General features: G+C 72.6%; 26 protein-coding genes and 1 pseudogene. 8 read left to right on the forward strand and 19 right to left on the reverse strand.

Annotation, left to right across the window (positions count from 1 at the left end; translation table 11 throughout):
• Nucleotides 1-9 precede the first annotated feature (9 nt).
• Complete coding sequence (locus tag ACIP79_RS05520; RefSeq protein ID WP_401219703.1) at nucleotides 10-879, forward strand: diacylglycerol kinase; 870 nt, start codon at nucleotides 10-12, stop codon at nucleotides 877-879.
• 502 nt (nucleotides 880-1,381) lie between these two features.
• On the opposite strand, the gene ACIP79_RS05525 is transcribed toward ACIP79_RS05520, so the two are convergent.
• Complete coding sequence (locus ACIP79_RS05525) at nucleotides 1,382-1,879, reverse strand: GbsR/MarR family transcriptional regulator (protein WP_401219706.1); 498 nt, start codon at nucleotides 1,877-1,879, stop codon at nucleotides 1,382-1,384.
• A 103-nt stretch (nucleotides 1,880-1,982) separates the two neighbouring features.
• Here ACIP79_RS05525 and ACIP79_RS05530 point away from each other — a divergent pair, with 103 nt between their 5' ends.
• Nucleotides 1,983-2,897: an ATP-binding cassette domain-containing protein gene (locus ACIP79_RS05530; protein ID WP_401219709.1), complete on the forward strand. Its 915-nt coding sequence runs from the start codon at nucleotides 1,983-1,985 to the stop codon at nucleotides 2,895-2,897.
• Nucleotides 2,894-4,522 (forward strand): ABC transporter permease, encoded by a 1,629-nt coding sequence (locus tag ACIP79_RS05535; RefSeq protein WP_401219712.1) that lies wholly within the window; start codon nucleotides 2,894-2,896, stop codon nucleotides 4,520-4,522. The genes ACIP79_RS05530 and ACIP79_RS05535 overlap by 4 nt, the downstream gene beginning before the upstream one ends.
• A gap of 51 nt (nucleotides 4,523-4,573) precedes the next feature.
• Here ACIP79_RS05535 and ACIP79_RS05540 read toward each other — a convergent pair whose 3' ends face one another.
• Complete coding sequence (locus tag ACIP79_RS05540) at nucleotides 4,574-4,777, reverse strand: DUF397 domain-containing protein (RefSeq protein ID WP_401219714.1); 204 nt, start codon at nucleotides 4,775-4,777, stop codon at nucleotides 4,574-4,576.
• 36 nt (nucleotides 4,778-4,813) lie between these two features.
• Between ACIP79_RS05540 and ACIP79_RS05545 the strand changes: the two genes are divergently transcribed.
• Nucleotides 4,814-5,017, forward strand: coding sequence for a hypothetical protein (locus ACIP79_RS05545; RefSeq protein ID WP_401219717.1), 204 nt, complete (start codon nucleotides 4,814-4,816; stop codon nucleotides 5,015-5,017).
• A 54-nt stretch (nucleotides 5,018-5,071) separates the two neighbouring features.
• Here ACIP79_RS05545 and ACIP79_RS05550 read toward each other — a convergent pair.
• Both ACIP79_RS05550 and ACIP79_RS05555 read right to left on the reverse strand, forming a co-directional pair.
• A pseudogene (locus ACIP79_RS05550) lies at nucleotides 5,072-5,185 on the reverse strand (DUF397 domain-containing protein); the annotation flags it as partial.
• A gap of 91 nt (nucleotides 5,186-5,276) precedes the next feature.
• Entirely contained in the window at nucleotides 5,277-5,705 is a 429-nt protein-coding gene (locus tag ACIP79_RS05555; RefSeq protein ID WP_401219720.1) for a DUF5753 domain-containing protein, read from the reverse strand.
• A gap of 555 nt (nucleotides 5,706-6,260) precedes the next feature.
• On the opposite strand from ACIP79_RS05555, the gene ACIP79_RS05560 reads away from it, so the two are divergent.
• Both ACIP79_RS05560 and ACIP79_RS05565 read left to right on the forward strand, forming a co-directional pair.
• The gene (locus ACIP79_RS05560; protein ID WP_401219723.1) at nucleotides 6,261-6,452 is read left to right on the forward strand and encodes a hypothetical protein; all 192 of its coding nucleotides are present in this window, start codon (nucleotides 6,261-6,263) and stop codon (nucleotides 6,450-6,452) included.
• 134 nt (nucleotides 6,453-6,586) lie between these two features.
• Nucleotides 6,587-6,820 (forward strand): hypothetical protein, encoded by a 234-nt coding sequence (locus tag ACIP79_RS05565; RefSeq protein WP_401219726.1) that lies wholly within the window; start codon nucleotides 6,587-6,589, stop codon nucleotides 6,818-6,820.
• On the opposite strand, the gene ACIP79_RS05570 is transcribed toward ACIP79_RS05565, so the two are convergent.
• The 4 genes from ACIP79_RS05570 to ACIP79_RS05585 all read right to left on the reverse strand — a co-directional run bounded on the left by ACIP79_RS05570 (nucleotide 6,804) and on the right by ACIP79_RS05585 (nucleotide 11,843).
• Nucleotides 6,804-8,024 (reverse strand): cytochrome P450, encoded by a 1,221-nt coding sequence (locus tag ACIP79_RS05570; RefSeq protein ID WP_401219729.1) that lies wholly within the window; start codon nucleotides 8,022-8,024, stop codon nucleotides 6,804-6,806. The two genes, ACIP79_RS05565 and ACIP79_RS05570, sit on opposite strands and share 17 nt — an antisense overlap.
• A gap of 87 nt (nucleotides 8,025-8,111) precedes the next feature.
• Nucleotides 8,112-8,801 carry a response regulator gene (locus ACIP79_RS05575; protein WP_401219731.1) on the reverse strand — a complete coding sequence of 230 codons (690 nt, stop codon included), beginning with the start codon at nucleotides 8,799-8,801 and terminating at the stop codon, nucleotides 8,112-8,114.
• Entirely contained in the window at nucleotides 8,798-10,144 is a 1,347-nt protein-coding gene (locus tag ACIP79_RS05580) for a sensor histidine kinase (RefSeq protein WP_401219734.1), read from the reverse strand. The genes ACIP79_RS05575 and ACIP79_RS05580 overlap by 4 nt, the downstream gene beginning before the upstream one ends.
• Before the next feature lie 700 nt (nucleotides 10,145-10,844).
• Nucleotides 10,845-11,843: an alpha/beta hydrolase family protein gene (locus ACIP79_RS05585; protein WP_401219737.1), complete on the reverse strand. Its 999-nt coding sequence runs from the start codon at nucleotides 11,841-11,843 to the stop codon at nucleotides 10,845-10,847.
• A gap of 217 nt (nucleotides 11,844-12,060) precedes the next feature.
• Between ACIP79_RS05585 and ACIP79_RS05590 the strand changes: the two genes are divergently transcribed.
• Complete coding sequence (locus ACIP79_RS05590; protein ID WP_383677935.1) at nucleotides 12,061-12,678, forward strand: TetR/AcrR family transcriptional regulator; 618 nt, start codon at nucleotides 12,061-12,063, stop codon at nucleotides 12,676-12,678.
• Between the two features lie 113 nt (nucleotides 12,679-12,791).
• On the opposite strand, the gene kynU is transcribed toward ACIP79_RS05590, so the two are convergent.
• The 11 genes from kynU to ACIP79_RS05645 all read right to left on the reverse strand — a co-directional run bounded on the left by kynU (nucleotide 12,792) and on the right by ACIP79_RS05645 (nucleotide 24,027).
• Entirely contained in the window at nucleotides 12,792-13,979 is a 1,188-nt protein-coding gene (gene kynU / locus ACIP79_RS05595) for a kynureninase (protein WP_401219740.1), read from the reverse strand.
• Nucleotides 13,972-14,820: a tryptophan 2,3-dioxygenase family protein gene (locus ACIP79_RS05600; RefSeq protein WP_401219743.1), complete on the reverse strand. Its 849-nt coding sequence runs from the start codon at nucleotides 14,818-14,820 to the stop codon at nucleotides 13,972-13,974. The genes kynU and ACIP79_RS05600 overlap by 8 nt, the downstream gene beginning before the upstream one ends.
• 153 nt (nucleotides 14,821-14,973) lie before the next feature.
• Nucleotides 14,974-15,387 (reverse strand): DUF3151 domain-containing protein, encoded by a 414-nt coding sequence (locus tag ACIP79_RS05605; RefSeq protein ID WP_383677941.1) that lies wholly within the window; start codon nucleotides 15,385-15,387, stop codon nucleotides 14,974-14,976.
• A 206-nt stretch (nucleotides 15,388-15,593) separates the two neighbouring features.
• Nucleotides 15,594-17,159: an MFS transporter gene (locus ACIP79_RS05610; protein ID WP_401219746.1), complete on the reverse strand. Its 1,566-nt coding sequence runs from the start codon at nucleotides 17,157-17,159 to the stop codon at nucleotides 15,594-15,596.
• Between the two features lie 63 nt (nucleotides 17,160-17,222).
• The gene (gene fbaA / locus ACIP79_RS05615) at nucleotides 17,223-18,245 is read right to left on the reverse strand and encodes a class II fructose-bisphosphate aldolase (protein WP_401219748.1); all 1,023 of its coding nucleotides are present in this window, start codon (nucleotides 18,243-18,245) and stop codon (nucleotides 17,223-17,225) included.
• Nucleotides 18,246-18,475: 230 nt separating this feature from the next.
• Nucleotides 18,476-19,024 carry an orotate phosphoribosyltransferase gene (pyrE, locus tag ACIP79_RS05620; RefSeq protein WP_383677947.1) on the reverse strand — a complete coding sequence of 183 codons (549 nt, stop codon included), beginning with the start codon at nucleotides 19,022-19,024 and terminating at the stop codon, nucleotides 18,476-18,478.
• Nucleotides 19,025-19,033: 9 nt separating this feature from the next.
• Nucleotides 19,034-19,822, reverse strand: coding sequence for an aldose 1-epimerase (locus ACIP79_RS05625; RefSeq protein WP_401219751.1), 789 nt, complete (start codon nucleotides 19,820-19,822; stop codon nucleotides 19,034-19,036).
• Between the two features lie 200 nt (nucleotides 19,823-20,022).
• Nucleotides 20,023-20,928: an SRPBCC family protein gene (locus ACIP79_RS05630; RefSeq protein WP_401219754.1), complete on the reverse strand. Its 906-nt coding sequence runs from the start codon at nucleotides 20,926-20,928 to the stop codon at nucleotides 20,023-20,025.
• A 78-nt stretch (nucleotides 20,929-21,006) separates the two neighbouring features.
• Nucleotides 21,007-22,668, reverse strand: coding sequence for a polyamine aminopropyltransferase (locus tag ACIP79_RS05635; protein WP_401219756.1), 1,662 nt, complete (start codon nucleotides 22,666-22,668; stop codon nucleotides 21,007-21,009).
• A 130-nt stretch (nucleotides 22,669-22,798) separates the two neighbouring features.
• On the reverse strand, nucleotides 22,799-23,341 hold the full coding sequence (locus ACIP79_RS05640; RefSeq protein ID WP_401219759.1) for a DUF2617 family protein: 543 nt from the start codon (nucleotides 23,339-23,341) through the stop codon (nucleotides 22,799-22,801).
• A gap of 407 nt (nucleotides 23,342-23,748) precedes the next feature.
• Nucleotides 23,749-24,027: a hypothetical protein gene (locus tag ACIP79_RS05645; protein WP_401219761.1), complete on the reverse strand. Its 279-nt coding sequence runs from the start codon at nucleotides 24,025-24,027 to the stop codon at nucleotides 23,749-23,751.
• A gap of 128 nt (nucleotides 24,028-24,155) precedes the next feature.
• Here ACIP79_RS05645 and ACIP79_RS05650 point away from each other — a divergent pair, with 128 nt between their 5' ends.
• Nucleotides 24,156-25,346, forward strand: coding sequence for a pyridoxal phosphate-dependent aminotransferase (locus ACIP79_RS05650; protein WP_401219763.1), 1,191 nt, complete (start codon nucleotides 24,156-24,158; stop codon nucleotides 25,344-25,346).
• Nucleotides 25,347-25,558 lie beyond the last annotated feature (212 nt).

A 25,558-nucleotide genomic window follows, 5' to 3' on the forward strand; every position in this document is an offset into this window, starting at 1 on the left:
AAGACCGAGGTGGCGCTTTCCGACCAGCTCCTGGTGGTCATCGACCCGGTCGCCCGTCGCAGTGACGGTGAGTCGGTACGGATCGCAAAAGACGTGCTCAGCGCCGGTGCGGCCACGAAAGTGTGCCTCCCGGACGGGCCTGAGGAATTTGCTCGCGCGCTCGCCCGGCGGGGGTCCCGGCGGCCCGTCGTCGTAGGGGACGACCGTGCTCTGCTGCGGGCCGTCGCGCTGCTGCACCGGCAGCGCGCGCTGGGGGCGTGCGCCGTGTCCCTCGTCCCGGTGGGCGGGGTGCTGTCGCTCGCCCGGTCGCTCGGGGTCCCCATGGGGGCCGTGGCGGCGGCCCGCGCGGTGCTCGACGGGGCGGAGCGGCGGATGGATCTTCTGGTGGACGACAGCGACGGGGTGGTGGTGGGCGCCCTGCGGATCCCGTCGCTGCCCGCGCCCTCGCCCTCCCCGGCGCCGGTTCCGCTCGGCGGGGACCCGGCCGCCCGGCCGCCCTGGCTGCGGACCTGCCAGTCACTGGTCCGCACACTGGCCTCCCGGCCCGGCCGCCTGGTCGCGGCGCCCGGATCCGCACCCGCACGCCCGTCACGGCCCGCGCGGCTGCGGATCGAGGTCGACGGCGAGCTCCTCGTCGACCTCGACCAGCCCATCGAGGCGGTATCCGTGACCCCGGGCGTTCCCGGAGGCGCCGAGGTCGTCGTACAGCCGGTGTCCGTCGGAGCGGCAGCCGCCCCCCTACGGGCCGTAGGACGCCGGGTAACAGTCTCCGGAACCGATTTCCGCTACCGAGCCGACGCCCTGGTCGGGGGGCCCGTACGAACCCGGACGTGGGTGGTCTGGGAGGGGGCTTGGGGGCTTACTTTGCCGGTGGGGTGAGGGGCGGGCCTCGGGTGGGCGCCGGGTCAGCCCTCGGGCGGACGGGAGCGCGCCTCAGGTGGGCGCTGGGTCGGCCCTCGGGCGGCCGTGGGCGGACCTCAGGTCGGCGCCGGGTTGGCCTCCGGGCGGCCGTGGGCGGACCTCAGGTCGGCGCCGGGTTGGCCTCCGGGCGGCCGTGGGCGGACCTCAGGTCGGCGCCGGGTTGGCCTCCGGGCGGCCGGGAGCGCGCCTCGGGCAGTGCGGGCAGGTCGCCCTTCGGGCGGACGGGAGCGGGCCTCGGGTGGCGCGGGAAAGTCGGCCTCGCGGGTCCGCCGGGCGAATTGACCAGGCAAGTCGGCCGGGCAGGCCTACCGGGCAGGTCGAGCGCTCGGCGGATCGGCCAGGCAGGTCAGCCGGGCGGGCCTGACGCGTGCCGGTCCCTGCCGTCGGGCGAGGTCGGCGGGTCCGATCAGGGAGCGGCGCGGGAGGCGCGGGGCACTCCTCCGGCCCCCCGCGGAGAGGGTCACCGCTCGCCGAACACCTGGTCCCGGTGGACGCGCCAGCGGTCCATCATCAGGGTGATCTCGCCGTCCATGAACTCGAAGAAGGCCTGGGTCTCGGCGAGCCGGCGCCCCGCGGGGGTCCCGGCGCCGAGGCTGTCGGCGCCCTCGCGCAGCGCGTACGCCCAGCGCTTGAGGACCGCCTCCCGGTTGGTCAGCGCCTCGTACCACTGGTCACTGTGCACGCGGTAGCGCTCGCGCCGTGAGCCGGGTTCCCGCTCGCGCGAGACCATGTGCGCCTGCGCGAGATAGCGCACGGCGCCGGAGACCGCGGCCGGGCTGATCCGCAGCTGGTCGCCGAGCTCGGCGGAGGTCATGGTGCCGGCGTCCGAGGCGAGCAGCGCGGCGAAGACCCGGGCCGGCATCCGCGTCATCCCCGCCTCGACGAGCTGCGCCGCGAAACCCTCCACGAACTTCGAGACCGCCTCCGGGTCCCGTCCGGCTCCGCTGGATTCGGTCATCCCTGGATCATCTCCCCTACTCCCGCACCGCCATCTAGTCTATCGACCGTTTATACATTTCCTTAACTTCACAAATTTCTGAAAGAAGCGTACGTTCTGAACCATGACGAAGGCAATCACCGTCTCCGGACTCCACAAGTCGTTCGGCAGGACGCACGCGCTGGACGGTCTCGACCTGGAGGTCGAGACCGGTGAGGTGCACGGCTTCCTCGGCCCGAACGGCGCCGGGAAGTCCACCGCCATCCGCGTCCTGCTGGGCCTGCTGCGCGCCGACTCGGGCGCGGCGCAGCTGCTCGGCCGGGATCCGTGGACGGACGCCGTGGACCTGCACCGCCGGATCGCGTACGTCCCCGGCGACGTGACGCTGTGGCGCAACCTGTCGGGCGGCGAGGTGATCGACCTGTACGGGCGGCTGCGCGGCGGTCTGGACAAGGCCCGGCGCGCCGACCTGATCCAGCGGTTCGAGCTCGACCCCACCAAGAAGGGCCGCACCTACTCCAAGGGCAACCGGCAGAAGGTCGCCCTCGTCGCGGCCTTCGCCTCGGACGTCGACCTGCTCATCCTGGACGAGCCGACCTCCGGCCTCGACCCGCTGATGGAGGAGGTCTTCCAGGGCTGCGTGGAGGAGGAGCGCGACCGGGGCCGCACCGTCCTTCTCTCCTCGCACATCCTCAGCGAGGTCGAGGAACTCTGCGACCGGGTCAGCATCATCCGCAAGGGCCGGACCGTCGAGACCGGCTCGCTCGCCGACCTCCGCCATCTCACCCGTACCAGCGTCACCGCCGAACTCGCGGGCCCGCCGGGCGGGTTGGCGGCGCTGCCCGGCGTCCACGCCCTCGACGTCAACGGCAGGCGGGTCAAGCTCCAGGTCGACACCGACAAGCTCGACGCCGTACTGCGCGCCCTCACCGACTCGGGCGTACGGTCCCTCTCCTCGACCCCGCCGACGCTGGAGGAGCTGTTCCTGCGGCACTACCAGGAGGACGTACGCGCCTCGGAGGGGGCGATGGCGCGATGACCGCCGCCACCACGACCACCAAAACCACCACGGCCTTCGCGGTACGGACCGGAGGATCCCGCCAACTCGCGGCCACCGGAACCCTGTTGAGGTTCGCGTTGCGCCGCGACCGGGTGATGATCCCGCTCTGGGCCGGTGTGATCGCCCTGCTGGTGCTCTCCATGCCCGGCTCGCTGGAGAGCGTCTACAGCACCCCCGCCGAACGCGCGGACCTGGTACGGCAGATGGTCACCAGCAGTTCCCTGCGCGCCACCTACGGACCGGTGTTCAGCGACTCGCTCGGCGGACTCACCGCCTGGCGCGTCGGCGGCTACACCGGAGTGCTCGCCGCGGTCATGAGCCTGCTCATCGTCGTACGGCACACCCGCGACGAGGAGGAGAGCGGACGGCAGGAGATGATCTCCGCCGGCATGGTGGGGCGGCGCGCCCCGCTGACCGCGGCGCTGCTGACGGCGCTCGTCGCCAACGGCGCGCTCGCCCTGCTGATCGCGGTCGGCCTGGCGGGCCAGGGCGGCGCCGGGGCAGTGGCGTTGGGTCTCGCGGTCGCGGGGGTCGGCATGGTCTTCGCGACCATGGCGGCGATCGTCGCGCAGTTCACCGAGAGCGCGCGGCTCGCGAAGGGGCTGACGGGCGGGCTGCTCGGCGCGGCCTTCGTCCTGAAGGCGGCGGGCGACTCGGCGACGACCGACGGCTCCTCCGTCCTGACCTGGATCTCCCCCGTCGGCTGGCTGGAGAACCTCCGCTCCTTCGCCGACGAACGCTGGTGGGTGCTGCTCCTGTTCGCCGCCGCCGTCGCCGTACAGGGCGCCGTCGCCTACGAACTCGCCGGGCGGCGCGACGTCGGCATGAGCTTCCTGCCCACCCGCCCGGGACCCGCGTCCGGACGGCTCGGCAGCGCCGGGGCGCTGGCCTGGCGGCTCCAGCGGGGCGCCGTACTGGGCTGGAGCCTCGGCTTCCTCGCCGCCGGAGCCGCCTTCGGCGGGATGACGAAGGGTGCGGCGGATCTCGTCGGGGACAACGAGAAGACCCGCGAGATCATCGAGCGCATGGGCGGCCAGAGCGGGATCACCGACGCGTTCCTGGCGGCGATGGTGGGGATGCTCGGGATGGTCGCCACGCTGTACGTCGTCTCCTCGGTGCTGCGGCTGCACGGCGAGGAGACCTCGCAGCGGGCCGAACCCCTCCTCGCGGGACCGGTGGGCCGGCTGCGCTGGGCCGGCGGCCACCTCGCCGTCGCCTTCGGCGGCGTGGTGCTGATCATGGCGCTCGGCGGGCTCGGCCTGGGGCTGGGATACGGCGCCGACCTCGGGCCCATCCTGGGCGCGTGCCTCGTGCAGGTACCGGCGGTCTGGACCCTGGGCGCTCTCGCCGTACTCCTCTACGGCCTCGCCCCCCGACTGGCCCCCGGCGCCTGGGCCGCGGCCGGCCTAGTCCTCCTCCTCGGCTGGATCGGCCCCGCCCTGAACGTCCCCCAATCCGTCCAAAACCTCTCCCCCTTCGGCCACCTCCCCAAGCTCCCCGGCGGCGATATGACCTGGTCCCCGCTGCTGATCCTCACGACGATCACGGCGCTGCTGGTGGCGGTTGGACTGGGAGCACTGCGACGCCGGGACCTGAGCGCCTGAGAGATCCCCGGCCCGGGATCCCGACCGCCCTCGACGCCCGACGAACCTGCGCTAGCCGAGTCGGCCGAACTCCTCACCCCGCGCCCCGACAACGAACGCGCGCCAGCCCTCACGGGAGAAGGCGAGCAGAGGTCCGTCCTGCGCCTTGCTGTCGCGGACGGCACGGCCACCGGCTGCTGTGGGGGCCACCTCGACGCAATTGCCTTCCTGCCCGGAGTACGAAGACCTGCGGAAGGTGCTTATTACCTCGGTCACGATGGGGCTTCCTTGCTAATTCACAGTGCGCTCCGGATGAGTCGCGCGCTGGCGTCCGGTGCCAGTGCCGCCGATCGTAGTTGGTCGTACGCGTTGGGTAAGCAGCGAGATCCTCAGGGGCCTCCCAAGCTCCCCGGCGGCGACATGACCTGGCCACCGGTACTGATCCTCACGACGATCACGCTGGCCCTGACGGGAGCGGGGCTGGGGGCGCTGCGACGCCGGGACCTGAGCGCCTGAGTGGTTCTCCACCGCTCGGGATCCCGACCGCCCTCGAAGGCCGACGGTCGTGCGCTACGCGAGTCGGCCGAACTCTCCGTTCCGCGCACCGACAACAAACGCGCGCCAGCCCTCACGGGAGAAGGCGAGCAACGGACCGCCCTGCGCCTTGCTGTCGCGGACGGCACGGTCGCCGGTTGCTGTGGCGGCGACCTCTACGCAGTCTCCCTGCTGAGCGGAGTACGACGACTCCGGAAGGGGCCTACAACCTCGGTCACGATCAGACTTCCTTCATGCTCCGCAGTACGTCCCGGATGAGTCGCGCACTCGCGTCCGGTGCCAGTGCTGCCGATCGTAGTAGGTCGAATGCGTTGCCGTAAGCCGCAAGATCCTCTGGCGCTTCAAGCACCGACGTACCTCGCAAGTTCTCCATGGTCACGGCTTCGACGGTCGGTTCAGAGTCGAAGCTGAAGGAGGAAAAGGCGGGGATCGAGGCCACCAGAACTCCCGCACTGAGCGGTAGCACTTGTACGGTGACGTTCTTTCTCTTCGCCACCGCAAGAATCGCGGACAGTTGTTCCCGGTGAGTCTCGGCACTCACCAGCGGGTGCGCAACCGCCACTTCCCAGAGGATGGCGGCATACGACGCCCCACCTTCCCCGATCTTCGCCTGGCGCCCTTCCCGCACCTTCACCAACTGCTCCAGCACCTCCGGAACAACGTAGCCGGGCTTCCCCGGGCCCGCGGCTCCGGCCCGGACGGTGAGGACGGGCGGGTCCTGGTCCTCGTCGGGCGGTTGGCCGACGCGTGGGGACACCGGCAACAGCCGTACGCGAAGTGCGTGTGGGCTCGGTTCGCCATCGCGGAGAAGCCCTGTGAAGGCGCTGAACCATGGCCGGCTCATGAAGGAAGCGGCTGAGGAGCTGTGGCAACAGCCGGACAGGAGCTGTCGGAATTGCAGAACGTCATTCTGTGCGTGATCGCCCTGCTGGGCGCGTTACTCCCCTATCGGCCGCGCGGGCGGACCGGACGCGCGACGCCGGATCCGCACGACGTGGCCCGGCCGGTACGAATCCCGGACCCGTACGTGGGCCCGTGCCGAATCCGTGCGGGCGACCCGTGCCGAACCCGTGTGAGGAAACGGGGTTCCCATCCGAGCCGTGGTCGCGCGGGTGGGATGACGACGCCGACGACGACCCGGTCCGCCCGTACGTGCGCGAAGCCATGGGCGAGGAGTGGTCCCCGGGTGGATGGGGGCCACGGCATGGGTGAAGCCGCGGACCGCGTGCGGGCGTCGGTCGCGCCGGAGGAGCGGGAGTGGCTCGCGTGGCTCGGTCACGTGAGGGCGTGCACCGGTGACTGCCGGTTCCGCGGCAGGGACTGCGCGACCGCGGGCGAACTGCGAGAGGCGTTGCGCGAGGCGCGGGCCCTGATCGGGAGCGTCACGCCCCGATGACTGCCGTTCCGGAGGCGCCGCAGCGGTCGGCGGAAGCCGCGCCCCCAGCGCTGGGCAGGGCAACACCACTGCGGAAGCACGCAGTTCGGACAGGGTACGGCGGGCCGGGAACCCCGGGTCGCCGCGTCACGTCCATGACGGGCATGGGGCAACGGATGCAGGCCGCCGGCGGATGTCTGGTCGCCGTCGTGGGCGCGGGGGCGGGGCTGGGGGCCTGGGCTGTCGGCGTCCGGGGGCGGTTCCGGCGGTTCGAGCAGGCGCCCGACTGGAGTGTGATCTACGCGGAACTCCCGTTGATGGTTCTGGGCGGGGTGGCCGTCTCACTGGGACTCTGGGCCCTCGGCCGACGGGTCAGAGCGCGACAGTGAGTCCCTCCAGGCCCCGGATCACGAAGGCCGGTTTCCGCTCGGGTTCGGCGGCGAGGCTGAGGGTCGGCGCCTGGTCCAGGAGGGCGCGCAGGGACGCGGTCAGTTCCAGGCGGGCGAGCGGCGCGCCGATGCAGTAGTGGATCCCCGCGCTGAAGGAGATGTGCGGGTTGTCCGCGCGGGAGAGGTCCAGCTCCTCGGGGGCGGTGAAGACGGCCGGGTCGTGGTTGGCGGAGCCGAAGAGCATGGCGATCTCGGAACCGCGCGGCACCGTCGTCCCGTCGATCTCGATGTCGTCCAGAACCCACCGCTCGAACAACTGCAACGGCGTGTCGTAACGCATCAGCTCCTCCACCGCGGTGGGAACGAGCGAGTGGTCCGCGCGCAGGGCGGCCAGCTGGCCGGGGTTGCGGAACAGCGCCCACCAGCCGTTCACGGTGGCGTTGACCGTCGCCTCGTGCCCGGCGTTCAGCAGCAGCACGCAGGTCGAGATCATCTCCTGCTCGGTCAGCCGCTCCCCGTCCTCGTGCGCCTCGATCAGGCCCGAGATCAGGTCGTCGCCCGGCTCCTTGCGACGGGCCTCGATCAGCCCGAGCAGGTACTCCGTGAACTCCTCCGAGGCCCGCACCGCCTTCGCCGCCGTCTCCCGTGACGGGTTCATCTCGTACATCCCGCAGATGTCCGCCGACCAGGGCCGCAGCGGCGCCCGGTCGGACTCCGGGATCCCCAGCATCTCGGCGATCACCGAGACCGGCAGCGGCTCGGCGACGTCGGTCAGCAGATCACCGCCGCCCGCCGCGACCAGCCGGGACACCAGCTTCCCGGCCAGCTGGTCGACGTACGGCTTGAGCCGCTCCACCGTGCGCGGTGTGAACGCCTTCGACACCAGCCGCCGGATCCGCGTGTGGTCCGGCGGCTCCAGGTCGAGCATCCCGTGGTCGTTGAGGACGTGGAACGGCTCGTGCTCGGGCGGCGGCGCGGTGCGCCCGAACTCCTCGTGGCTGAAACGGTGCTGGTAGGTCCGGCCGAGGCGGCGGTCCCGCAGCAGCGCCGACACGTCCGCGTGGTGCGGGACCAGCCACTGCCCGGTGGGCTCGAAGTACTGCACCCGGCCGCGGGCACGCAGCTCCTCGTACGCCGGATAGGGGTCGGCCAGGAACGCCGGGTCCCACGGGTCGAATGCCTGCGGAGTCTCCAAAGCTGCCATGAACGGACGCTAGCCCGACCCGGCCCCCGCTGAACAGAGGCGTCCCGACGTCCGACCCCTCCGGCGCAGCGCGACTCCCCTCCCAGGTCAGCGCGGGGTGACCAGCCGTGCCTCGTACGCGAACACCGCCGCCTGCGTCCGGTCCCGCAGCCCCAGCTTCACCAGGATCCGGCTCACATGGGTCTTGATCGTGGACTCGGCGACGAACAGCCGCGTGGCGATCTCCGCGTTCGACAGGCCCTGCGCGATCAGGACCAGCACCTCCGTCTCCCGGTCGGTCAGGTCGCCGTACGCCGCCTGCGCGGTGGCCGAGAGTCTGGGCTCCTCCGCGAGTTTGGCGAACTCGGTGATCAACCGCCTGGTCACCGACGGGGCGAGCAGCGCCTCCCCGGCGGCCACCACCCGTACCCCGTCGGCGAGTTGACGTGCCGAGGCGTCCTTGAGCAGGAAGCCGGAGGCTCCCGCGCGCAGCGCCTGGTACACGTACTCGTCGAGGTCGAACGTCGTCAGGACCAGCACCTTCGCGGCGCCGTCCGCGGCGACGATCTCCCGGGTCGCCTCGATCCCGTTCATCTCCGGCATCCGGATGTCCATCAGCACGACGTCCGGGGCGAGTTCACGGACCCGCTCGACCGCCTCCCGGCCGTTGACCGCCTCGCCGACCACCTCGATGTCCGGCATGGCGCCGAGCAGCACGGAGAAGCCCTCGCGGACCATCACCTGGTCATCGGCTATCAGGACACGGATACCGCTACCGCCGCCGGCAGGGACCGTCATGCCGTCTCCTCCGCGGTCGCGGGCACCGGCAGGAACACCGCCACCTCGTATCCCCCGTCGCCCGTCACGCCCGCCGTCATCTCGCCGTCCAGCATCGAGACGCGCTCGCGCATGCCGGTGATGCCGTGCCCGGCGCCGTGCGTGGACTTCGTCAGGCTCGGCGCCGGCGCGGGGCCGTTCACTATGCGCAGGCCGAGCCCGCCGAGGACGTAGCCGATCTCGACCCGGGCCGCCGCGCCCGGCGCGTGCCGCAGGGCGTTGCTCAGGGCTTCCTGGACTATGCGGTACGCCGACAGCTCGACGCCCTGCGGGAGCTCGCGCACCGCGCCGGTGACCGCCTTCTCTACGGTCAGGCCGGCCTCGCGGACGTTGGCCAGGAGCGTGTCGAGCTCGGCGAGGGTGGGCTGCGGGGCGTCCGGTGCCTCGTAGTCCTCCGCCCGGACGACTCCGAGGACGCGGCGCAGCTCGGTCAGGGCCGCCACCGCGTTCTCCCGGATCGTGACGAAGGCCTGCTCCAGCTCGGGCGGCGGGTTCTGCACCCGGTACGGGGCGGCCTCGGCCTGGATGGCGACCACCGACATGTGGTGGGCGACCACGTCGTGCAGCTCGCGGGCGATCGTCGTGCGCTCTTCGAGGAGGGTGCGGCGGGAACGCTCGTGCGCGGTCTCCGACTGGTGGGCGGTGACCTCCTGCTCCGCCTCCCGGCGCACCTGGAGGACGGTGACGACCAGGAGGGCGACGGCGGAGACAAAGAGCAGCGGGAGGGTGTTGGAGCTGTAGTAGCCCCCTTGGTAGAAGATCTCGGCGACGAATCCGTACACCCCGGTCAGTACCCACATCCACGCGGCGATGCGGGGCCTCGTCCGGAGCGCCACGACCGTCATCACCACGAGGTGGGTGGCGAAACTGCCCGGCAACCACGGCCAGTCGCTCCAGCTCGTGCCGAAGACCCCGGCGGCGGGTGTCGCCGCGATGGAGAGCCAGAAGGCACCGACCGGCCGGATCAGGGTCAGCAGGATCGGGAGCAGCGCGAGGAGGCCGCACACCACCGACCTGAGGCTGTCGCCGTCCCCGCTCGCGGTGTTCGCTATGCCCATCGCGAGGAGCGCGGCCACCAGCACCACGGCGTGCGGGGTCCAGGCCGCGTACTTGCGGACGCCCTCGGGCAGCCGCCGGGTCAGCGGCCCGTCCACCCGCATCCGCGGCAGCGGACGGTAGGCGAAGGCGTCGTGGAACATGTCCTGCCGCAGCCCACGCAGGGCGTCCGCGGCCAGCCGGAACTCCGGGCTGCGTGGCTTGGCCCCGCCCGGCGGCGTCATCTGCGTCTGACTCGTCTCGGTCACACCGAAGACGGTAGGCCGCCCCGACACCCCCGGTCGTCACCAGGGAGGAGGGTCCTGCGGGATCCGTCTCAGGTACTACGGGGGGGGCCGCTGTCCGTCGGTGGAGGGGCGGGGGGGCGACGGTGGAAGGGCCGGGGGCCGACGCCGGGTGCCGGGAGTCGTCCGGCGAGCGTGAGCAGCGGCCCTGCGGCCCGCCGAGCGTGGCCGGAGCCCGGGGCCCGGCGCCCGCAGCCCGCAGCCCGCAGCCCGTGGCCTGGGGCCTGGGGCCTGGGGCCTAGGGAGCGTGGCCCCTGCGTCCCTGGCGAGCATGGGCAGTGGGCCCGCAGCGCGGCACCCGCAGCCGGTGGGCCCGTGGCTCGTGGCCCGCCGAGCGTGAGCAATGGCGCCCTGCGGCCGGGCGAGCGTGGCCGAGGCCTGAGGCCCAAGGCCCGGCGCCCGCAGCCCGAGGCCAAGGGAGCATGCCCCTGCGTCCCTGGCGAGCATGGACAGTGGACCCGCAGCGCGGCACCCGCAGCCGGTGGGCTCGCGGCTCGTGGCCCGCCGAGTGTGGGCAGCGGCTCGTGGCACGTGGCTCGGCGAGCGTGGGCCCGCGGCCCGGCGAGCGTGACCCGTGACCGTGACCCGCCGAGCGTGGGCAGCGGCCCGCACCCTGGCGAGGGTGGGCAGTGGCCCGGCACCTGGCGAGGATGAACTCCCGGCCTCACCAGGCCAGTTGGGCGATTTCCTCTGCCACCACCGCGCACGCGTCCGCCGATGGGTCGATCAGGGGGAAGTGGCCGACGTCCTCCAGGAGGGTCAGGCCGATCACCTCGCCCGCTTTCGCCGCCGCGTCGGCGTAGGACTCGGCGACCGCCTGGGGGACGACCAGGTCGGTGCGGCCCTGTACGAGGGTGGTGGCGATGCCGGTGGGGAGGAGGTGCGCCGGGTCGGCGTACGGCAGGCGGTCCGCGAACCTGTCCTCCCCGCCCAGGAGTTGACGCGCCGCCCCGCCGCACACGTCGAGCTTCTCCGCGACCTGGAAGTCCGCGATCGGGGCGAGGGCGACGACGCCGCGCAAGGGCGCGGGGCGGTCCGTGTACCAGGGGGCGTCGGCCGGCAGGAGGTGGCGGCCGGAGGCCCACAGCGCGAGGTGGCCCCCGGCGGAGTGGCCCGTGACCACGATGCGGCGGGGGTCGGCCTGCGGCAGCCTCTCCCGTACGAGCGCGGGCAGCGCGTCGAGCGCCGCCGCGACGTCGTCGAAGGTGTCCGGCCACCGCCCGGCGACCGGCCCGTCGCCGCCCTGCGCGGGAATCGAGGCGCCCCGGCGGTACTCGACGTTGGCCACCGCGAACCCGCGACGGGCCAGGAAGTCCGCGAACGGCGTGATGTGACGGCGGTCGTACGGCGCGCGCCAGGCACCGCCGTGCAGGACGACCACGAGGGGGGCCAGGACGGCAGGGTCCGGCTCACGCGGCGCGTAGAAGTCGATCACCTGGTCGGGGTGATCGCCGTACGCGACGCTGACGTCGGGGTCGACGGGCGAGTGCGAGAAGGCGGACGCCTCCTCCGCCTCGTCGCGTCGCACGGCCTCCGCACGCCGGGCGGCGGCCTCGGCCCCTCCGGGACGCGCGGCGTCGGTCCCGCCCGGACGCGCGGCGTCACCCCCGCCGGCGGGGGTCCCTTCCGCGGCGTCGTCCCGGGCTGCGGCGTCGTCCTGCATGCTCCAACCTCTCAGCGGTGAAACGGATTTGGCGGACCAGGGAAGAATTCGGCCGTTGGCGGGGACGGTATCAGGCCCGTGACGTGCACCGACACGCGGATGTCACGCTCGGTTAGGGTTAAACGGTTCTGCTGTTTCGTTACGCTGACGACGGGCCCGCGCCCAGCATCGACACACAGGCCCGCGCCCGCCGTCCCGTCCATGTAAGGAGTACGCCATGTCCGCCACGTCCGCCGAACCCGGCACCGTACGCCCCGGCGGCCGCACCGCCCGTGTCCGCGCGGCCGTGCTCCGTGCCGCGGGTGACGTGCTCGCCGAGCAGGGGTTCGCGCACCTCGACCTCGCGGACGTGGCCCGCCGCGCCGAGGTGGGGAAGACCACGGTGTACCGGCGGTGGGGGTCCGTCACCGGCCTGGTCGCCGATCTGCTGAGCGACATGGCCGAGCAGTCGCTGCCCCGCACCGAGACCGGGTCCGTGCTGGGGGATCTGCGTGCCAACGCCGCGCTCGTACGGCGGACGCTCGCCGATCCCCGGCAGGGGGCGCTGTTCCGGGCGGTCATCGCGGCGGCGGCGTGCGACGGGCGTACGGCGGAGGCGTTGCGGCGGTTCTACGAGGTGCGGGTCGCCGAGTGGGTGCCGTGTGTCGAACAGGGGGTTGCGCGGGGGGAGTTGCCCGAGGGGACCGACGGGGCGGTGGTGGTTCGGGCGGTTTCGGCGCCGCTGTACTACGGGCTGCTCACCAGTGGGGTGGCGCCGGACGACGAGGCTGCCGAGCGGGCCGCGGGGGCGGCGTTCGCCGCGGCTGTGGCCGGGGTGTACGTCGTCCGCCGGTGAGTGGGGCGGGGGGAGTTGTTCGCCCCCTCCGCCCCTGCCCGTCCCGTCCCTGGGGGCTGCGCCCCCAGACCCCCCTTTCGCGCTGACGCGCTCGTCCTCAAACGCCGGACGGGCTAAAAGACCAAGACCTCCCCCAGCACCCTCGCCGCCCGCTCCACGTCCCCGAAGCCCACGTACAGCGGGGTGAAGCCGAAGCGCAGGATGTCGGGGTGGCGGAAGTCGCCGATCACGCCTTGTTCGATGAGGGACTTCATGACCTGGCCGGCGTCCGGGCAGCGCAGGGCGACCTGGCTGCCGCGTTCCGCGTGGGCGGACGGTGTCACGCACTCGACGCGGCCCTCGGGGACGTACGCCGAGACGCATTCGAGGAAGAAGTCCGTGAGGGCGAGGGACTTGGTGCGGACGGAGTCGACGCGCACGCCGTCCCACACCTCGAGTGCCGCTTCGAGGGCGAGCATCGACAGGATGTCCGGCGTGCCCACCCGGCCGCGCAGGGCACCCGGCGCCGGTTCGAAGCCGGGGCTCATGCCGAAGGGGTCGGTGTGGGAGTTCCAGCCGGGCAGCGGGGAGTCGAAGCGGTCCTGGTGTTCCTCGCGCACGTAGAGGTACGCCGGTGAACCCGGGCCGCCGTTCAGGTACTTGTAGGTGCAGCCGACGGCGAGGTCGACCCCGTGCGCGTCGAGGCCGACGGGCAGGGCGCCCGCGCTGTGGCACAGGTCCCAGACCGCGAGAGCGCCCGCGGCGTGGATCGCGGACGTCAGGGACGGGAGGTCGTGCAGCCGGCCGGTGCGGTAGTCGACGTGGTTCAGCAGGACCGCCGCCGTGCGGGGGCCCAGCGCGTCCGGGACCTCGTGCGGAGCGACGGGGCGCAGCGTGCGGCCGGTCAGACGGGCCGCCGACTGGGCGATGTACCCGTCCGTCGGGAACGTCGTCGCGTCGACCAGGATCTCGTCCCGATCGTCCCCGGCCAGCCGGACGGCACCCACAACCGCCTTGAAGACGTTGACACTTGTCGAGTCGCCCACCACGATCTGGCCGGGCGCCGCCCCGACCAGCCGCCCGATCCGGTCGCCGATCCGCTCCGGCGCCGTCCACCAGCCGCTCTCGTCCCAGGACCGGATCCGCAGCTCGCCCCACTGCCGGCGGACGACGTCGTCCAGGCGGCCGGGTACGTTCGCGGGCAGCGCGCCGAGCGAGTTCCCGTCGAGATACACCACGTCGTCGAGGACGAACCGCTCGCGCAGTCCCGCCAGTTCGTCGGCCGAGTCGAGTTCCTCGGCCCTGGCGCGCGGCTCAGACATGGGACCGCGCCGTCCACAGCTCCGGGAAGACGTTCTTCCGGGCCCGCTTCTCCAGCCAGGCGACCCCGGCGGAACCGCCGGTGCCCGTCTTCGCGCCCATCGCACGGCGGGTGGCGACGAGATGGTCGTTGCGCCAGCGCCACACCAGTTCGGCGACATCGGTCAACGCCTCGCCGAGACGGGCGAGTTCGGCGTTCTCGTCACCCGAGTACAGCGACGTCCACGCCTCTTCGACCGCCTGCGAGGGCTCGTAGCGCAGGGACACGTCACGGGTCAGCACGGCCTCCGGGACGGGCAGCCCGCGCCGCGCCAGCAGCCTCAACACCTCGTCGTACAGGCTCGGTTCGTGCAGTGCCTTCTCCAGCTCCGCGTGGACGCGCGGCGCGCCCCGGTGCGGGACCAGCATGGACGCGGACTTGTCGCCGAGCAGGAACTCCATCCGGCGGTACATCGCGGACTGGAAGCCGGACCCCTCGCCGAGGGCGCCGCGGTAGGAGTTGAACTGCGCCGGCGTGAGCTGCGCCAGCGGTCGCCAGGACGCGTTCAGCGCCTCCAGCTCCCGTACGGAACGCTTCAGCGCCGCCACCGCGACCGGCACCCGGTCCTCGCGGAGCGCGTTCGCCGCGGTCTCCCACTCGTGGACGATGACCGTGAACCACAGCTCCATGACCTGGGTGGTCACCAGGAAGACCATCTCGCCGGGATCGTCCGAGCGGAGGTGCTGGAGGTGGGTGAGGACGTCCGCCTGTACGTAGTCCTCGTACGGCGTCGTGCCGTTGAAGTCGAGATGCGGGGTCTCGGGCTCCTGAGCCTCTGCGGGCCGGGCCTGCTGGGACGACATCGCTGTCTCCTGATGCGTACTCCGGGTAGCGGTCCGCCCCTGCCGATTCCGACACGGGGGCCCCGGTCCCCACCGGCATCCTCCGTAATCGTCCCCCGAAAACGCAAGGTCCGCCTGGTCACACCAGGCGGACCTGCACAAACGTGACCCGTACTAGCCCAGCGTGTGCGCCGCCGTCGGCGAGGAGTCCTTCAGGAACTGGCTGCAGCGCTCGTACTCCTCCTGCTCGCCGATCGCCTGTGCGGCGCGGGCGAGGCCGTGCAGGGCGCGCAGGAAGCCGCGGTTGGGCTCGTGCTCCCAGGGGACCGGGCCGTGGCCCTTCCAGCCGCTGCGGCGCAGCGAGTCCAGGCCGCGGTGGTAGCCCGTTCGGGCGTAGGCGTACGACTCGACGACGCTGCCGCGCTCGTACGCCTCGTCGGCGAGCCGCGCCCAGGCGAGCGAGGAGGTGGGGTACTTGGCGGCGACGTCGGCGGGGGGCGTGCCGTTCGCGAGGAGTTCGCGGGGCTCCGGGTCATCGGGGAGGTGGGTCGGGGGCGGTCCCCCGAGGAGGTTCTCGTGAGTCGTCATGGTTTCAGTCTGCGGCATTCGCTGCCGCGGGCTGTACGGGGTGGGGGCGCGGTTTCCACGGCGACGTGCCGTGGGTCGGTCGCCGGGCCGTCGGGGGCACCCCGGTTCCGGTGGCGGCGTCGGCTGTTCTCGCCCCCTCCGCCCCTTCCCGTCCCGTATCCGGGGGCTGCGCCCCCAGACCCCCCTTTCGCGCTTCGCGCTCGTCCTCAAGCGCCGGACGGGCTGGTTCTCTCCGGTTCCAGTGGTGGGGCCGTGACCCAGCCGTGGGTGCGGCACTCGGGGCGGTGGCAGTCCGGGGCGGGGCGGCGGACGGTCGCGAAGGCCAGGACCGCGCCGAGGACGAGTACCCCGGCACACAGCGGCATGGCGCGGCGGAAGGCGGCGTCGAAGGCGTCCGCCGACCGGTACGCCTCCGCGCCCATCCCGGCCAGCAGCGGCAGCGCGGCCACGGCGATGAGGCCCGCCGAACGGGCCGCCGCGTTGTTGATGCCGCTGGCGAGACCGGCCCGCCCGGTGTCCACGGAGGCGAGCACCGTGGCGGTGAGCGGCGCGACCAGTGTCACCATCCCCAGGCCCATGACCAGCAGCGCGGGAAGCACGTCGGCGACGTACGAGGCGCCCTCGCCCACCCGCAGCATGAGCAGCATCCCGGTCGCGCAGAGCAGCGGGCCCACCGTGAGCGGGATGCGCGGCCCGATGCGCTGGGCGAGTTCTCCCGAGCGGGCGGAGAACAGCAGCATGAGGACGGTCGTGGGCAGCAGCGCCGTACCGGCACCGAGGGCCGAGTAACCCGCCACGACCTGGAGCTGGAGCGCGGCCAGGAAGAAGAAGCCGCCGAAGGCCGCGTACACGCACAGGGTCACCAGGTTGACCGCGGTGAACTGGCGCGACGCGAAGATGTCGAGCGGCATCATCGGATCGGGCGTGCGCCGCTCGACGTACACGAACGCCACCCCCGCCGCCACACCCGCGACCGCCGCCACCCACACCAGCGGGGAGCCGCTCCGCGCCTCGATCAGGGCGTACGTCACCAGCGCCAGCGACAGGGCGCCGAGGACCGCTCCCAGCACGTCGAAACCGCGGTGCGAATGCCCGCCGGCGGTCACCCCCTCGGTCGCGGCCGAAGGGGAGGTACCCACGGCCCCGCCCGCCAGGGACGTGCTCCCCGTCGACTCGGGGACGTGCCGCAGGGCGATCGGCGCGCACAGCAGCGCCACCGGGATGTTCAGCAGGAACACCCAGCGCCAGCCGGGGCCGTCCACCAGCCAGCCGCCCAGGAAGGGCCCGACCGCCGCGCCGACGCCCCCGAAACCCGACCACAGGCCGACGGCCCTGGCCCGGTCGTCGGGATGGAAGGAGGCCTGGATGAGCGCGAGGGAACCGGGTGTGAGCAGCGCCCCGCCGATCCCCTGCAGGGCGCGGGCGGCGATGAGTACGCCCCCGTTCGGCGCCAGCCCGCAAAGCAGTGAAGCGGCGGCGAACCACACCACGCCGATCACGAAGACCTTGCGCCGCCCGAAGCGGTCCCCGAGCGAGCCGCCCAGCAGGATCAGCCCCGCGAGGGTCAGCATGTACGCGTTCACGGTCCACTGGAGGGCCGCGAGGTCGGCGTCCAGGTCGCGGCCGATGCGGGGCAGCGCGACGTTGACGACCGTCGAGTCCAGCATCGCCATGCTGGAGCCGAGGACGGTGGTCAGCAGGATCCACCTGCCCGTGGGGCTGGCGATCCGTACGCCGGGTTCCGCCTGTCTCTCCCGCTCAGGAGCTGCCATGGTCCGGAGCATACGGAAGGGCCCGGCACCGTGTGGGTGCCGGGCCCGAACAGAAGATGACCGTTACTTCAGCTTGGTGCCCGTCGAGCGCAGCGCCGCGCACGCCTCGGTCACGCGCTTGGCCATGCCGGCCTCGGCGAGCTTGCCCCAGGTGCGCGGGTCGTACTTCGACTTGGTGCCGACCTCGCCGTCGACCTTCAGGACGCCGTCGTAGTTGCGGAACATGTGGTCCACGACCGGACGGGTGAAGGCGTACTGGGTGTCGGTGTCGAGGTTCATCTTCACGACGCCGTTCTCCAGCGCGGTGGCGATCTCCTCGGCGGTGGAGCCGGAGCCGCCGTGGAAGACGAAGTCGAACGGGCTCGACTTGCCGTACTTGGCGCCGACGCCCTCCTGGAGGTCCTTGAGGAGCTCGGGGCGCAGCACGACGTTGCCCGGCTTGTAGACACCGTGCACGTTGCCGAAGGAGGCGGCCAGCAGATAGCGGCCCTTCTCGCCCAGGCCGAGGGCCTCGGCGGTGCGCAGCGCGTCGTCGACCGTCGTGTACAGCTCGTCGTTGATCTCGTGGCTGACGCCGTCCTCCTCGCCGCCGGTCGGGGTGATCTCGACCTCAAGGATGATCTTCGCGGCGGCGGCCTTCGCGAGCAGCTCCTGGCCGATGGCCAGGTTGTCGGCGAGGGTCTCGGCGGAGCCGTCCCACATGTGCGACTGGAAGAGCGGGTTGAGGCCCTTGGCCACGCGCTCGACGGAGACGTCGATCAGCGGACGTACGTAGCCGTCCAGCTTGTCCTTGGGGCAGTGGTCCGTGTGCAGCGCGACCGTGATGTCGTACTTCGCGGCGACGATGTGCGCGAACTCGGCGAGCGCGACGGCGCCGGTCACCATGTCCTTCTTGTACTGGCCGCCGAGGAACTCCGCGCCACCGGTGGACATCTGGATGATGCCGTCGCTCTCCGCCTCCGCGAAGCCGCGCAGCGCAGCGTGCAGGGTCTGCGACGAGGTCACGTTGATGGCCGGGTAGGCGAACTTGCCTGCCTTCGCCCGGTCGAGCATCTCGTTGTAGACCTCGGGGGTTGCGATGGGCATCTGTCCGCTCCTTGTATATGCGGGTGGCGTTCTGCTGCTTACGGCCCTGACCTAGGGGGTGACGTCATCGTCGTCCCCATCCTTCCAGACTTGCCCGGATGCTCCAGACACGGTGTCCAGCCTGTGGATAACCCGGTGGACGGGCCGGTGGACGGGCCGGTCGGCAGGCCCGTGGGCTCGCCGGTGGACGGGCCACCGCCCGGACCGTGCGCGCGAGGGGCGAAGAGGGCTCAGTCCAGGCCCAGTTCGTCCTTCGAGTACGCGAAGAGATACGGCACTCCGGCTCCCGCCTCGATCTTCTCGGCGGCACCGGTCGCCCGGTCGACGATCGTGGCGACGCCGACGACCTCGGCACCCGCCTCACGCACCGCCTCCACCGCGGCGAGCGGGGAGCCGCCGGTGGTGGAGGTGTCCTCGACGACCAGGACGCGGCGGCCCGCGATGTCCGGGCCCTCGACGCGACGCTGGAGCCCGTGCTCCTTGGCGGCCTTGCGCACGACGAAGGCGTCCAGGCGCTTACCGCGCGCGGCGGAGGCGTGCAGCAGGGCGGTGGCCACCGGGTCGGCGCCCATGGTGAGCCCGCCGACCGCGTCGAAGTCGAGCCCGTCGGTGAGGTCGAGCAGCACCTGCCCGACCAGCGGCGCGGCCTCGCCGTCCAGCGTCACGCGGCGCAGGTCCACGTAGTAGTCCGCCTCCAGACCCGAGGAGAGGGTCACCTTGCCGTGCACCACGGCCTTGTCCTTGATCTGCTGCAACAGCGCGTCGCGTACGTCACTCATACGGCCAGCTTAGAGGCGCCGCCAGGTCCAGGTCGTGGCCGCCTCCAGCGGCTCGATGGGGGTGACCAGGTGCGGAAGGGTGTTGAGCCCGTTCGGCGGCCCGGTCTGCGGTTCGACGCACACGGCGGCCTCCTGCTCGTCGTACACCACGACCCACTCCTCCCGGCTGGTGACCTTCAGCTCCAGCTGTCCGGGCCAGGTGAGCGTGACGTCGACCCCGTCCGGCATACCGAAGCAGTCGTCCCAGGGGCTGGGGCCCGGCTCGACGCGCCGTCCGGTGGGGAGGTGGTCCTCGCCGCGCTCCTCCATCCAGGCGGCCGTGAAGTCGACCGTCACGTCCTGCTCCCCCAGGTTCCGGTTGAACCAGGGGTGCCAGCCGATCTGGGCGGGGAAGGAGGAGTCGTACGTCTCCACGGACATGGTGAGCGTCAGGGCGTCCTCGGTCAGGGTGAACGCCTGGGTGACGCGGCCCGGGTGGGGCCAGGGGGCGACGAGGTCGTACGTGATCACGGCCTCGTTCGTGGTGGTGCGGGCGGTGCGCCAGGCGGCGTCCCGGGTGGTGCCGTGGATGGCGTGCGGTGGGGAGTTGAGGGGCATCTGCTGGACGGTGGCGCCGTCCAGGAAGCGGCCGTCGCGGAGTCTGCCGACCCAGGGGACCATCGGGAAGCATCCGAACTTCGCGCCCTGGCGCAGTAGTTCGACGCCCGCGACCCGCAGACTCCCGACCCGTCCGCCGTTCCCCGGCAGCACGGTCACCTCCGCGTCACCCGCGGTCAGCGTGATGTCATCGTCACTCACGGGCCGACCTTACTGCGCCGACCCGTCCCTGGGGGCTGCCGCCCCCAGACCCCCGCATCGCGCTGACGCGCTCGTCCTCAATTGCCGGACGGGCTGAAGAATTTCAGCCCCTCCGGCGTTTGAGGAGCGGGGGTTCGGGGGCGGAGCCCCCGAGTACGGGATGGGAAGGGGCGGAGGGGGCGAAAAACCCGTCCGCCACCTCAGCGTCGCCGACGCAGCGCCCGTGTCACGACGATCGCCGAAGCGAGGGCGAAAGCCGCGGCGGGAGCGGCCCAGCGAAGGGTGGCGCGGGCGGCGGCGGAGTCCGGTGCGGGGACGGGGGCGTAACGCCCACGGGGCGGAGCGTGGTCGACCTCCTCCGCACTGCGCCCGATCATCGTCCGCCGAGCATGCGCCGCCTCGGCGATGGAATCCTCCTCGACGGAATCCAACGATTCGAGGGACTCGATCGACTCAAGGGGGTCGGCGACCTCGGGGGCGGGCTCCCCGTCGTCCCCGAACTCCCCGCCGAAGCCCTCCGCCTCAAGGTCCTCCTCGACAGAGGGCTCCAGAGACGGCGCCGGCGTCGGCACCCCGGCGTCGAAGTCGGCGGGAGCGTCCTCGTCCGACGCCCGCCCGGCCGGCGCCTCGGTTTCCTCCACCGGCTCCGGTTCCACCCGCGTCTCCGGCTCCACCACAGGCACCGCCGCCCCCGCCGCCAGGTTCTCCAGGAACCGGTTCAGCAGCCGCGCCACGGCCGCGGACACCGCGTCCGGCGCGAGCTCCGACACCCGCCCGTCGGCGGACGCCGTGCCGCCGACGACGACGGTGGTGCCGCCCTCGGCGGGCAGCAGCCGCAGCGCGAGGGCGAGTTTCACCGAACCGCTGCCACGGGCCTCGGTCGCGTCGCCCTGGACGGCGTAGGAACCGTCCTCGCGGGCGGCGACGGAGAGCGTGCCGCGGTAGGTGATCGTGTGGTTGCCGAAACGGACCTTCAGCCGGCCGGAGACCGGCGGGGTCCCCGCGTCCTGCTGGAGCCCGGGGACCGCCCGGGCAACCCGCGCGGGATCGCCCAGCGACTCCCGCAGCCGCTCGGCCGGAACCGGAACGTGCACCTCATGCTCCATGCCTGCCGAGCCTACCCAGCACCACCGGAACCGCACCCTCGGATGGACGGATTCCGCTGGGATTCTCCGGGCCGGGACTCAGTCGGCGTACCGCGGATGCACCAGCGTGGAGGGCGGGAGGCCGTCGATCCGGGTGCGGTCGGCCGCTCGCGCGTCGGCGGCCAGGGCGGCGGGCGTCAGGGAGCGCGGGGTCGGCCCCGCGGGGTCCAGGCCGAGCGGGGGAGCCGTGCCGGGGGCTCCCGGACGGGCCGCCAGCACGAACCCCCAGTCGCGCGGGGCGGGCGACGCGCCCACGGTGCGGTCGGGGCCCGCCGCGAACCCGGAGTCCCGGCCGCCCACGCGGTAGGGCGCGGTGCGCAGTCCGGCCGTACGGATCGTCGTGTCGATGGTCCAGAAGACGCGGGGGCGGGTGACCACGGGACCCGCGTGGACGGCCAGGCGGCCACCGGGGGCCAGGACACGGTCCACCAGGCCGTAGAACTCCTGCGAGTACAGCTTCGTGCTCGCCGTGATGCCGGGGTCGGGGAGGTCGGAGATCACCACGTCGTACGTCGAGGGGGCGCCGCGCAGCCAGCTGAAGGCGTCCGCGGTGGTGACGTTCATCCGCGGGTCCTCGTACGCGTGGCCGTTGAGCCGGGAGAGCGCGGGGTCCTGGCGGGCCAGCCGGAGCACGGCCGCGTCGAGTTCGACCTCGTCGACCCGCCGTACGCCGGGGTACCGCAGCACCTCCCGGGCGGCGAGCCCGTCGCCGCCGCCGAGGATGAGCACGCGCGCGTGGGGGCCGTTCATCGCGGGATGGACGAGGGCTTCGTGGTAGCGGCGCTCGTCCCGGCCGCTGACGCGGAGGCGGCCGTCGAGGTAGAGGTCGAGCGGGCGGCCGTGGGTGCCGCCGGTGAGGACGACCTCCTGCACCCCTGTCCGGAGCGCGACCCGCACCTGCGACCCGTACACCGCGTGCCGCGCGGCCCGCTCGAAGTCGTCGACCAGGACCGCCGCCGAGGCGAGGAGGCCGAGCACCAGCAGGTTGGCGACGACCAGCCACCAGCGGGCGCGCCGGGTCAGGTCCCCGCGGAACAGACCGAGCACGAGTGCGCCGCCCGCCAGCGCGTTCACCCCGCCGGTGCACAGCGCGCCGGTCAGCTGCCCCAGCCAGGGCAGCAGGAGGAAGGGGAAGGCCAGGCCGCCGACCAGCGCGCCCACGTAGTCCGCCGCGAAGAGGTCGGCCACCGCGCCGCCGGGGTCCTGGCGGCGGACGCGCTGTATCAGTTCCATCAGGAGGGGGACCTCGGCGCCGATCAGCACGCCGATGGTGAGGGAGTAGGCGACCAGCAGCCAGCGGGAGCCGTCCGCCCAGGCGCCGCCCCAGTCGCCGGTCCACGCGAACACCGCGTACAGCGCCATCGCGCTGCTGCCGCCGACCAGGGCGAGCGCCGCCTCGACCGCGCCGAAGCCGGCCGCGGCCAGCGGGCGCAGGCGCTTCGCGGCGAGGGAGCCGATGCCCATGGCGAAGACCATGACGGAGAGGACCACGGAGGCCTGGGTGACCGAGTCGCCGATCAGATACGAGGCGAGGGCGACGAGTTCGAGTTCGTACACGAGTCCGCACGCCGCACAGACGAACACCCCGGCGAGGACGAGAAACCGGCCGACGCCCGGGGGGACGGGCAGCCGCGCCTGCCCCTGGACGCCGCCCCAGGACGGGGGCGCGCCGGGGGGTGCGGGCGCGTGCGGATCGATCACGTTGCGAACGGTACGTCACGGCGACACTACGTCTCGTCACCCACACGTGTGGAACTGGCGCGCTCAGGTGTAACCGGAGTTGACGCGGGTCACGCCCCGGAACTCCGCCGGGCCCGCCCGCCTTTCGGCGTCAGACGCCGGACGGGCTGAGCAGTTCCGCCTCCGCCACCACCCGCACTCCGACCCGCGTCCGGGTCGCCACCAACTGCCCGTCCTGCGGATACGCGTGCCACGTACGCCAGTGCACCTGCCCCTCGTGGCGCTGGGCCAGCATGGCGGTGAAGGCGTGCGGGCTGCCGGGGAAGACGCCCGCGAGGCCGTTCGGATGGTCGGAGACGAGGGCCAGCAACTCCTGGGCACGGCCCGCGAAGGAGCCGTGGGAGAGGGTCTCCACGCGGGCCGCGAACTCGTACTCCCAGTCGCCGACCCGCTTGGCCACGCCGAGCGGCAGGGGCGTACTGCTGCCGGGGATGCACGCGACGGTCTCCGAACAACAGCCCGCTTCCTCCTCAAGGAGGACCTGGTGGGACGCGCCGAGGAGTCTCAACTGCATCTTCGCCCCGGCGAGTTCGAGATCGAGGACGGCGAGCGCGGGCAGCGGCTCGCGCCCCAGGGTCCAGGCGAGGTCGGCCGCGCGCGTGTCGGTGTACGAGGTTTCGAGGGTCGTGAGCATGGGTCGGCTCCGCTAGCACGCAAAGGGAGGTGGGGGGTCCGGCGCACCCGGTGGGTACCGGGGGATCGGCCCGGTCAGCCCGGTCCGGAAGGACGATCCGAGGCCCTGTCGTCGCCTTGGCGCCTTCCCCCGAGGGGCGGGTGCCAGGCATCGCCCGGCAGACGTCATGGCGACGACAGGGCCTTGGGGCTGCGTTGGTGATTTAGAGGGAATCATGAACTGTGGTGCCACCACAGCGTTTTTACCCAACTTCGTGCGGTTTCCATCCCCCCGAGGGCTCCACAGCTCAACTGTTCAACTACGGCGCACGCCCCGGCGCGTGGAAGTGCCCGTCGGCGGTCGTTGTCCGACGGGCACTTCTCCGTGCTCCGGATGCGGTTCCCCCTGGGGAGCTCGGCTGCCCCGTGTCAGCTGCCTCCGCCGCATCCGCCCCCGCCGCCGCAGGACGAGCCCCCCGAGCAGGAGGACCCGCCGCCGCAGGACGAAGACCCTCCGCAGGACGACGCGCCGCCCGCCCCGCCGGCCCACCAGCTGCCCGAGGAACCGCCGCGCGACCTCCGCCTCTTCGAGGCCTTGGCCGCCTTCGACGCCTTCGTCAGCGCCACCTTCTTGTTCTTCCGCCCGCGGAACCCGAAGATCGCGAACAGCGTGCTGCCGAAGACCGCCAGGATGATGCCGATGACCATGGCGCCACCCTCCTTTCGTTCCCCCGAGACGACCCCCCGTGGGCGCCTCGCTTCTTGCGTGTGAGGGGGATGCCCTCGCGTCTCACGTGCCAAAGCAGAGTTGAGGAACTCCAGAGCTTGGGCGCAGGATGACCGGCATGACCTCCCATGCCCGCCGCCCCCTGCTCAACCGCCGGCTCGCCGAGTTCGGCACGACGATCTTCGCGGAGATGTCGGCCCTGGCCCTCAGTACCGGCTCGATCAACCTCGGCCAGGGTTTCCCCGACACCGACGGACCCGAGGAGATCCGTGAGGCGGCGGTGCGCGCGCTGCGCGACGGGCGCGGGAACCAGTACCCGCCGGGTCCCGGCGTGCCCGAGCTGCGTACGGCGATCGCCGCGCACCAGAAGCACCGGTACGGACTGTCGTACGACCCCGACCGGGAGGTCCTGGTCACGGCGGGCGCCACCGAGGCCATCGCCGCGACCCTGCTGGCCCTGCTCGAACCGGGCGACGAGGTGATCGCCCTGGAGCCGTACTACGACTCCTACGCCGCCTGCATCGCGATGGCCGGCGGCACCCGGGTCCCCGTCACGCTCCGCCCGCACGAGGGGAGCTTCCGGCTCGACCTCGACGAGCTGCGCGACGCCGTCACCGACAACACCCGGCTGCTGCTGATCAACACCCCGCACAACCCCACGGGCACCGTGCTCACCCGTGAGGAGCTCACCGAGATCGCGCGGCTCGCCCTGGAGCGTGACCTCCTGGTGGTGACGGACGAGGTGTACGAGCACCTGGTCTTCGACGACGCCGAGCACCTGCCGCTGGCCTCGTTCCCGGGGATGCGCGGCCGGACCGTCACGATCGGCTCGGCCGGCAAGACCTTCTCCTTCACGGGCTGGAAGGTCGGCTGGATCACCGCGGCCCCGGACCTCGTCACCGCCGTACGGTCCGCGAAGCAGTTCCTGACGTACGTGTCCTCGGGGCCGTTCCAGTACGCCGTCGCCGAGGCGCTCACGCTGCCGGACTCCTACTTCGAGGACTTCCGGGCGGACATGCTCGCCAAGCGGGACCTGCTGGCGGCGGGGCTCGCGGACGCCGGTTTCGGGGTCTTCCGGCCCGCGGGCACGTACTTCGTCACCACCGACATCCGGCCGCTCGGCGAGTCGGACGGCTTCGCCTTCTGCCGCGCGCTGCCGGAGCGCGCCGGCGTGGTCGCCATCCCGAACGCCGTCTTCTACGACGACCGGGAGGCCGGCGCGCCCTTCGTCCGCTTCGCCTTCTGCAAGCGGACGTCCGTTCTGGAGGAAGCGGTCACGCGGCTCAAGGCGGCCTGTTAGCCCCGGGGCGGCTGAAGGTTCCCACAGGCTTTGGACCGGCTACCGCAAGGCTGTGGACCGGCTCCCCCAGGCTGTGGACGGCACCACAGGAGCTGTGGACGGCGCCACTGGCTGTGGACGACACCGCCACTCGCGCGGGCGCCCACGGGAGCAGTGAGGGGGCCCGGACCGGCAACGGCGAGAGCCCGGCCCCGGCGCGCGACCGTGACGGT

Origin of the sequence: Streptomyces sp. NPDC088747, from assembly GCF_044751025.1 — a bacterium.
Classification (GTDB): Bacteria; Actinomycetota; Actinomycetes; order Streptomycetales; family Streptomycetaceae; genus Streptomyces.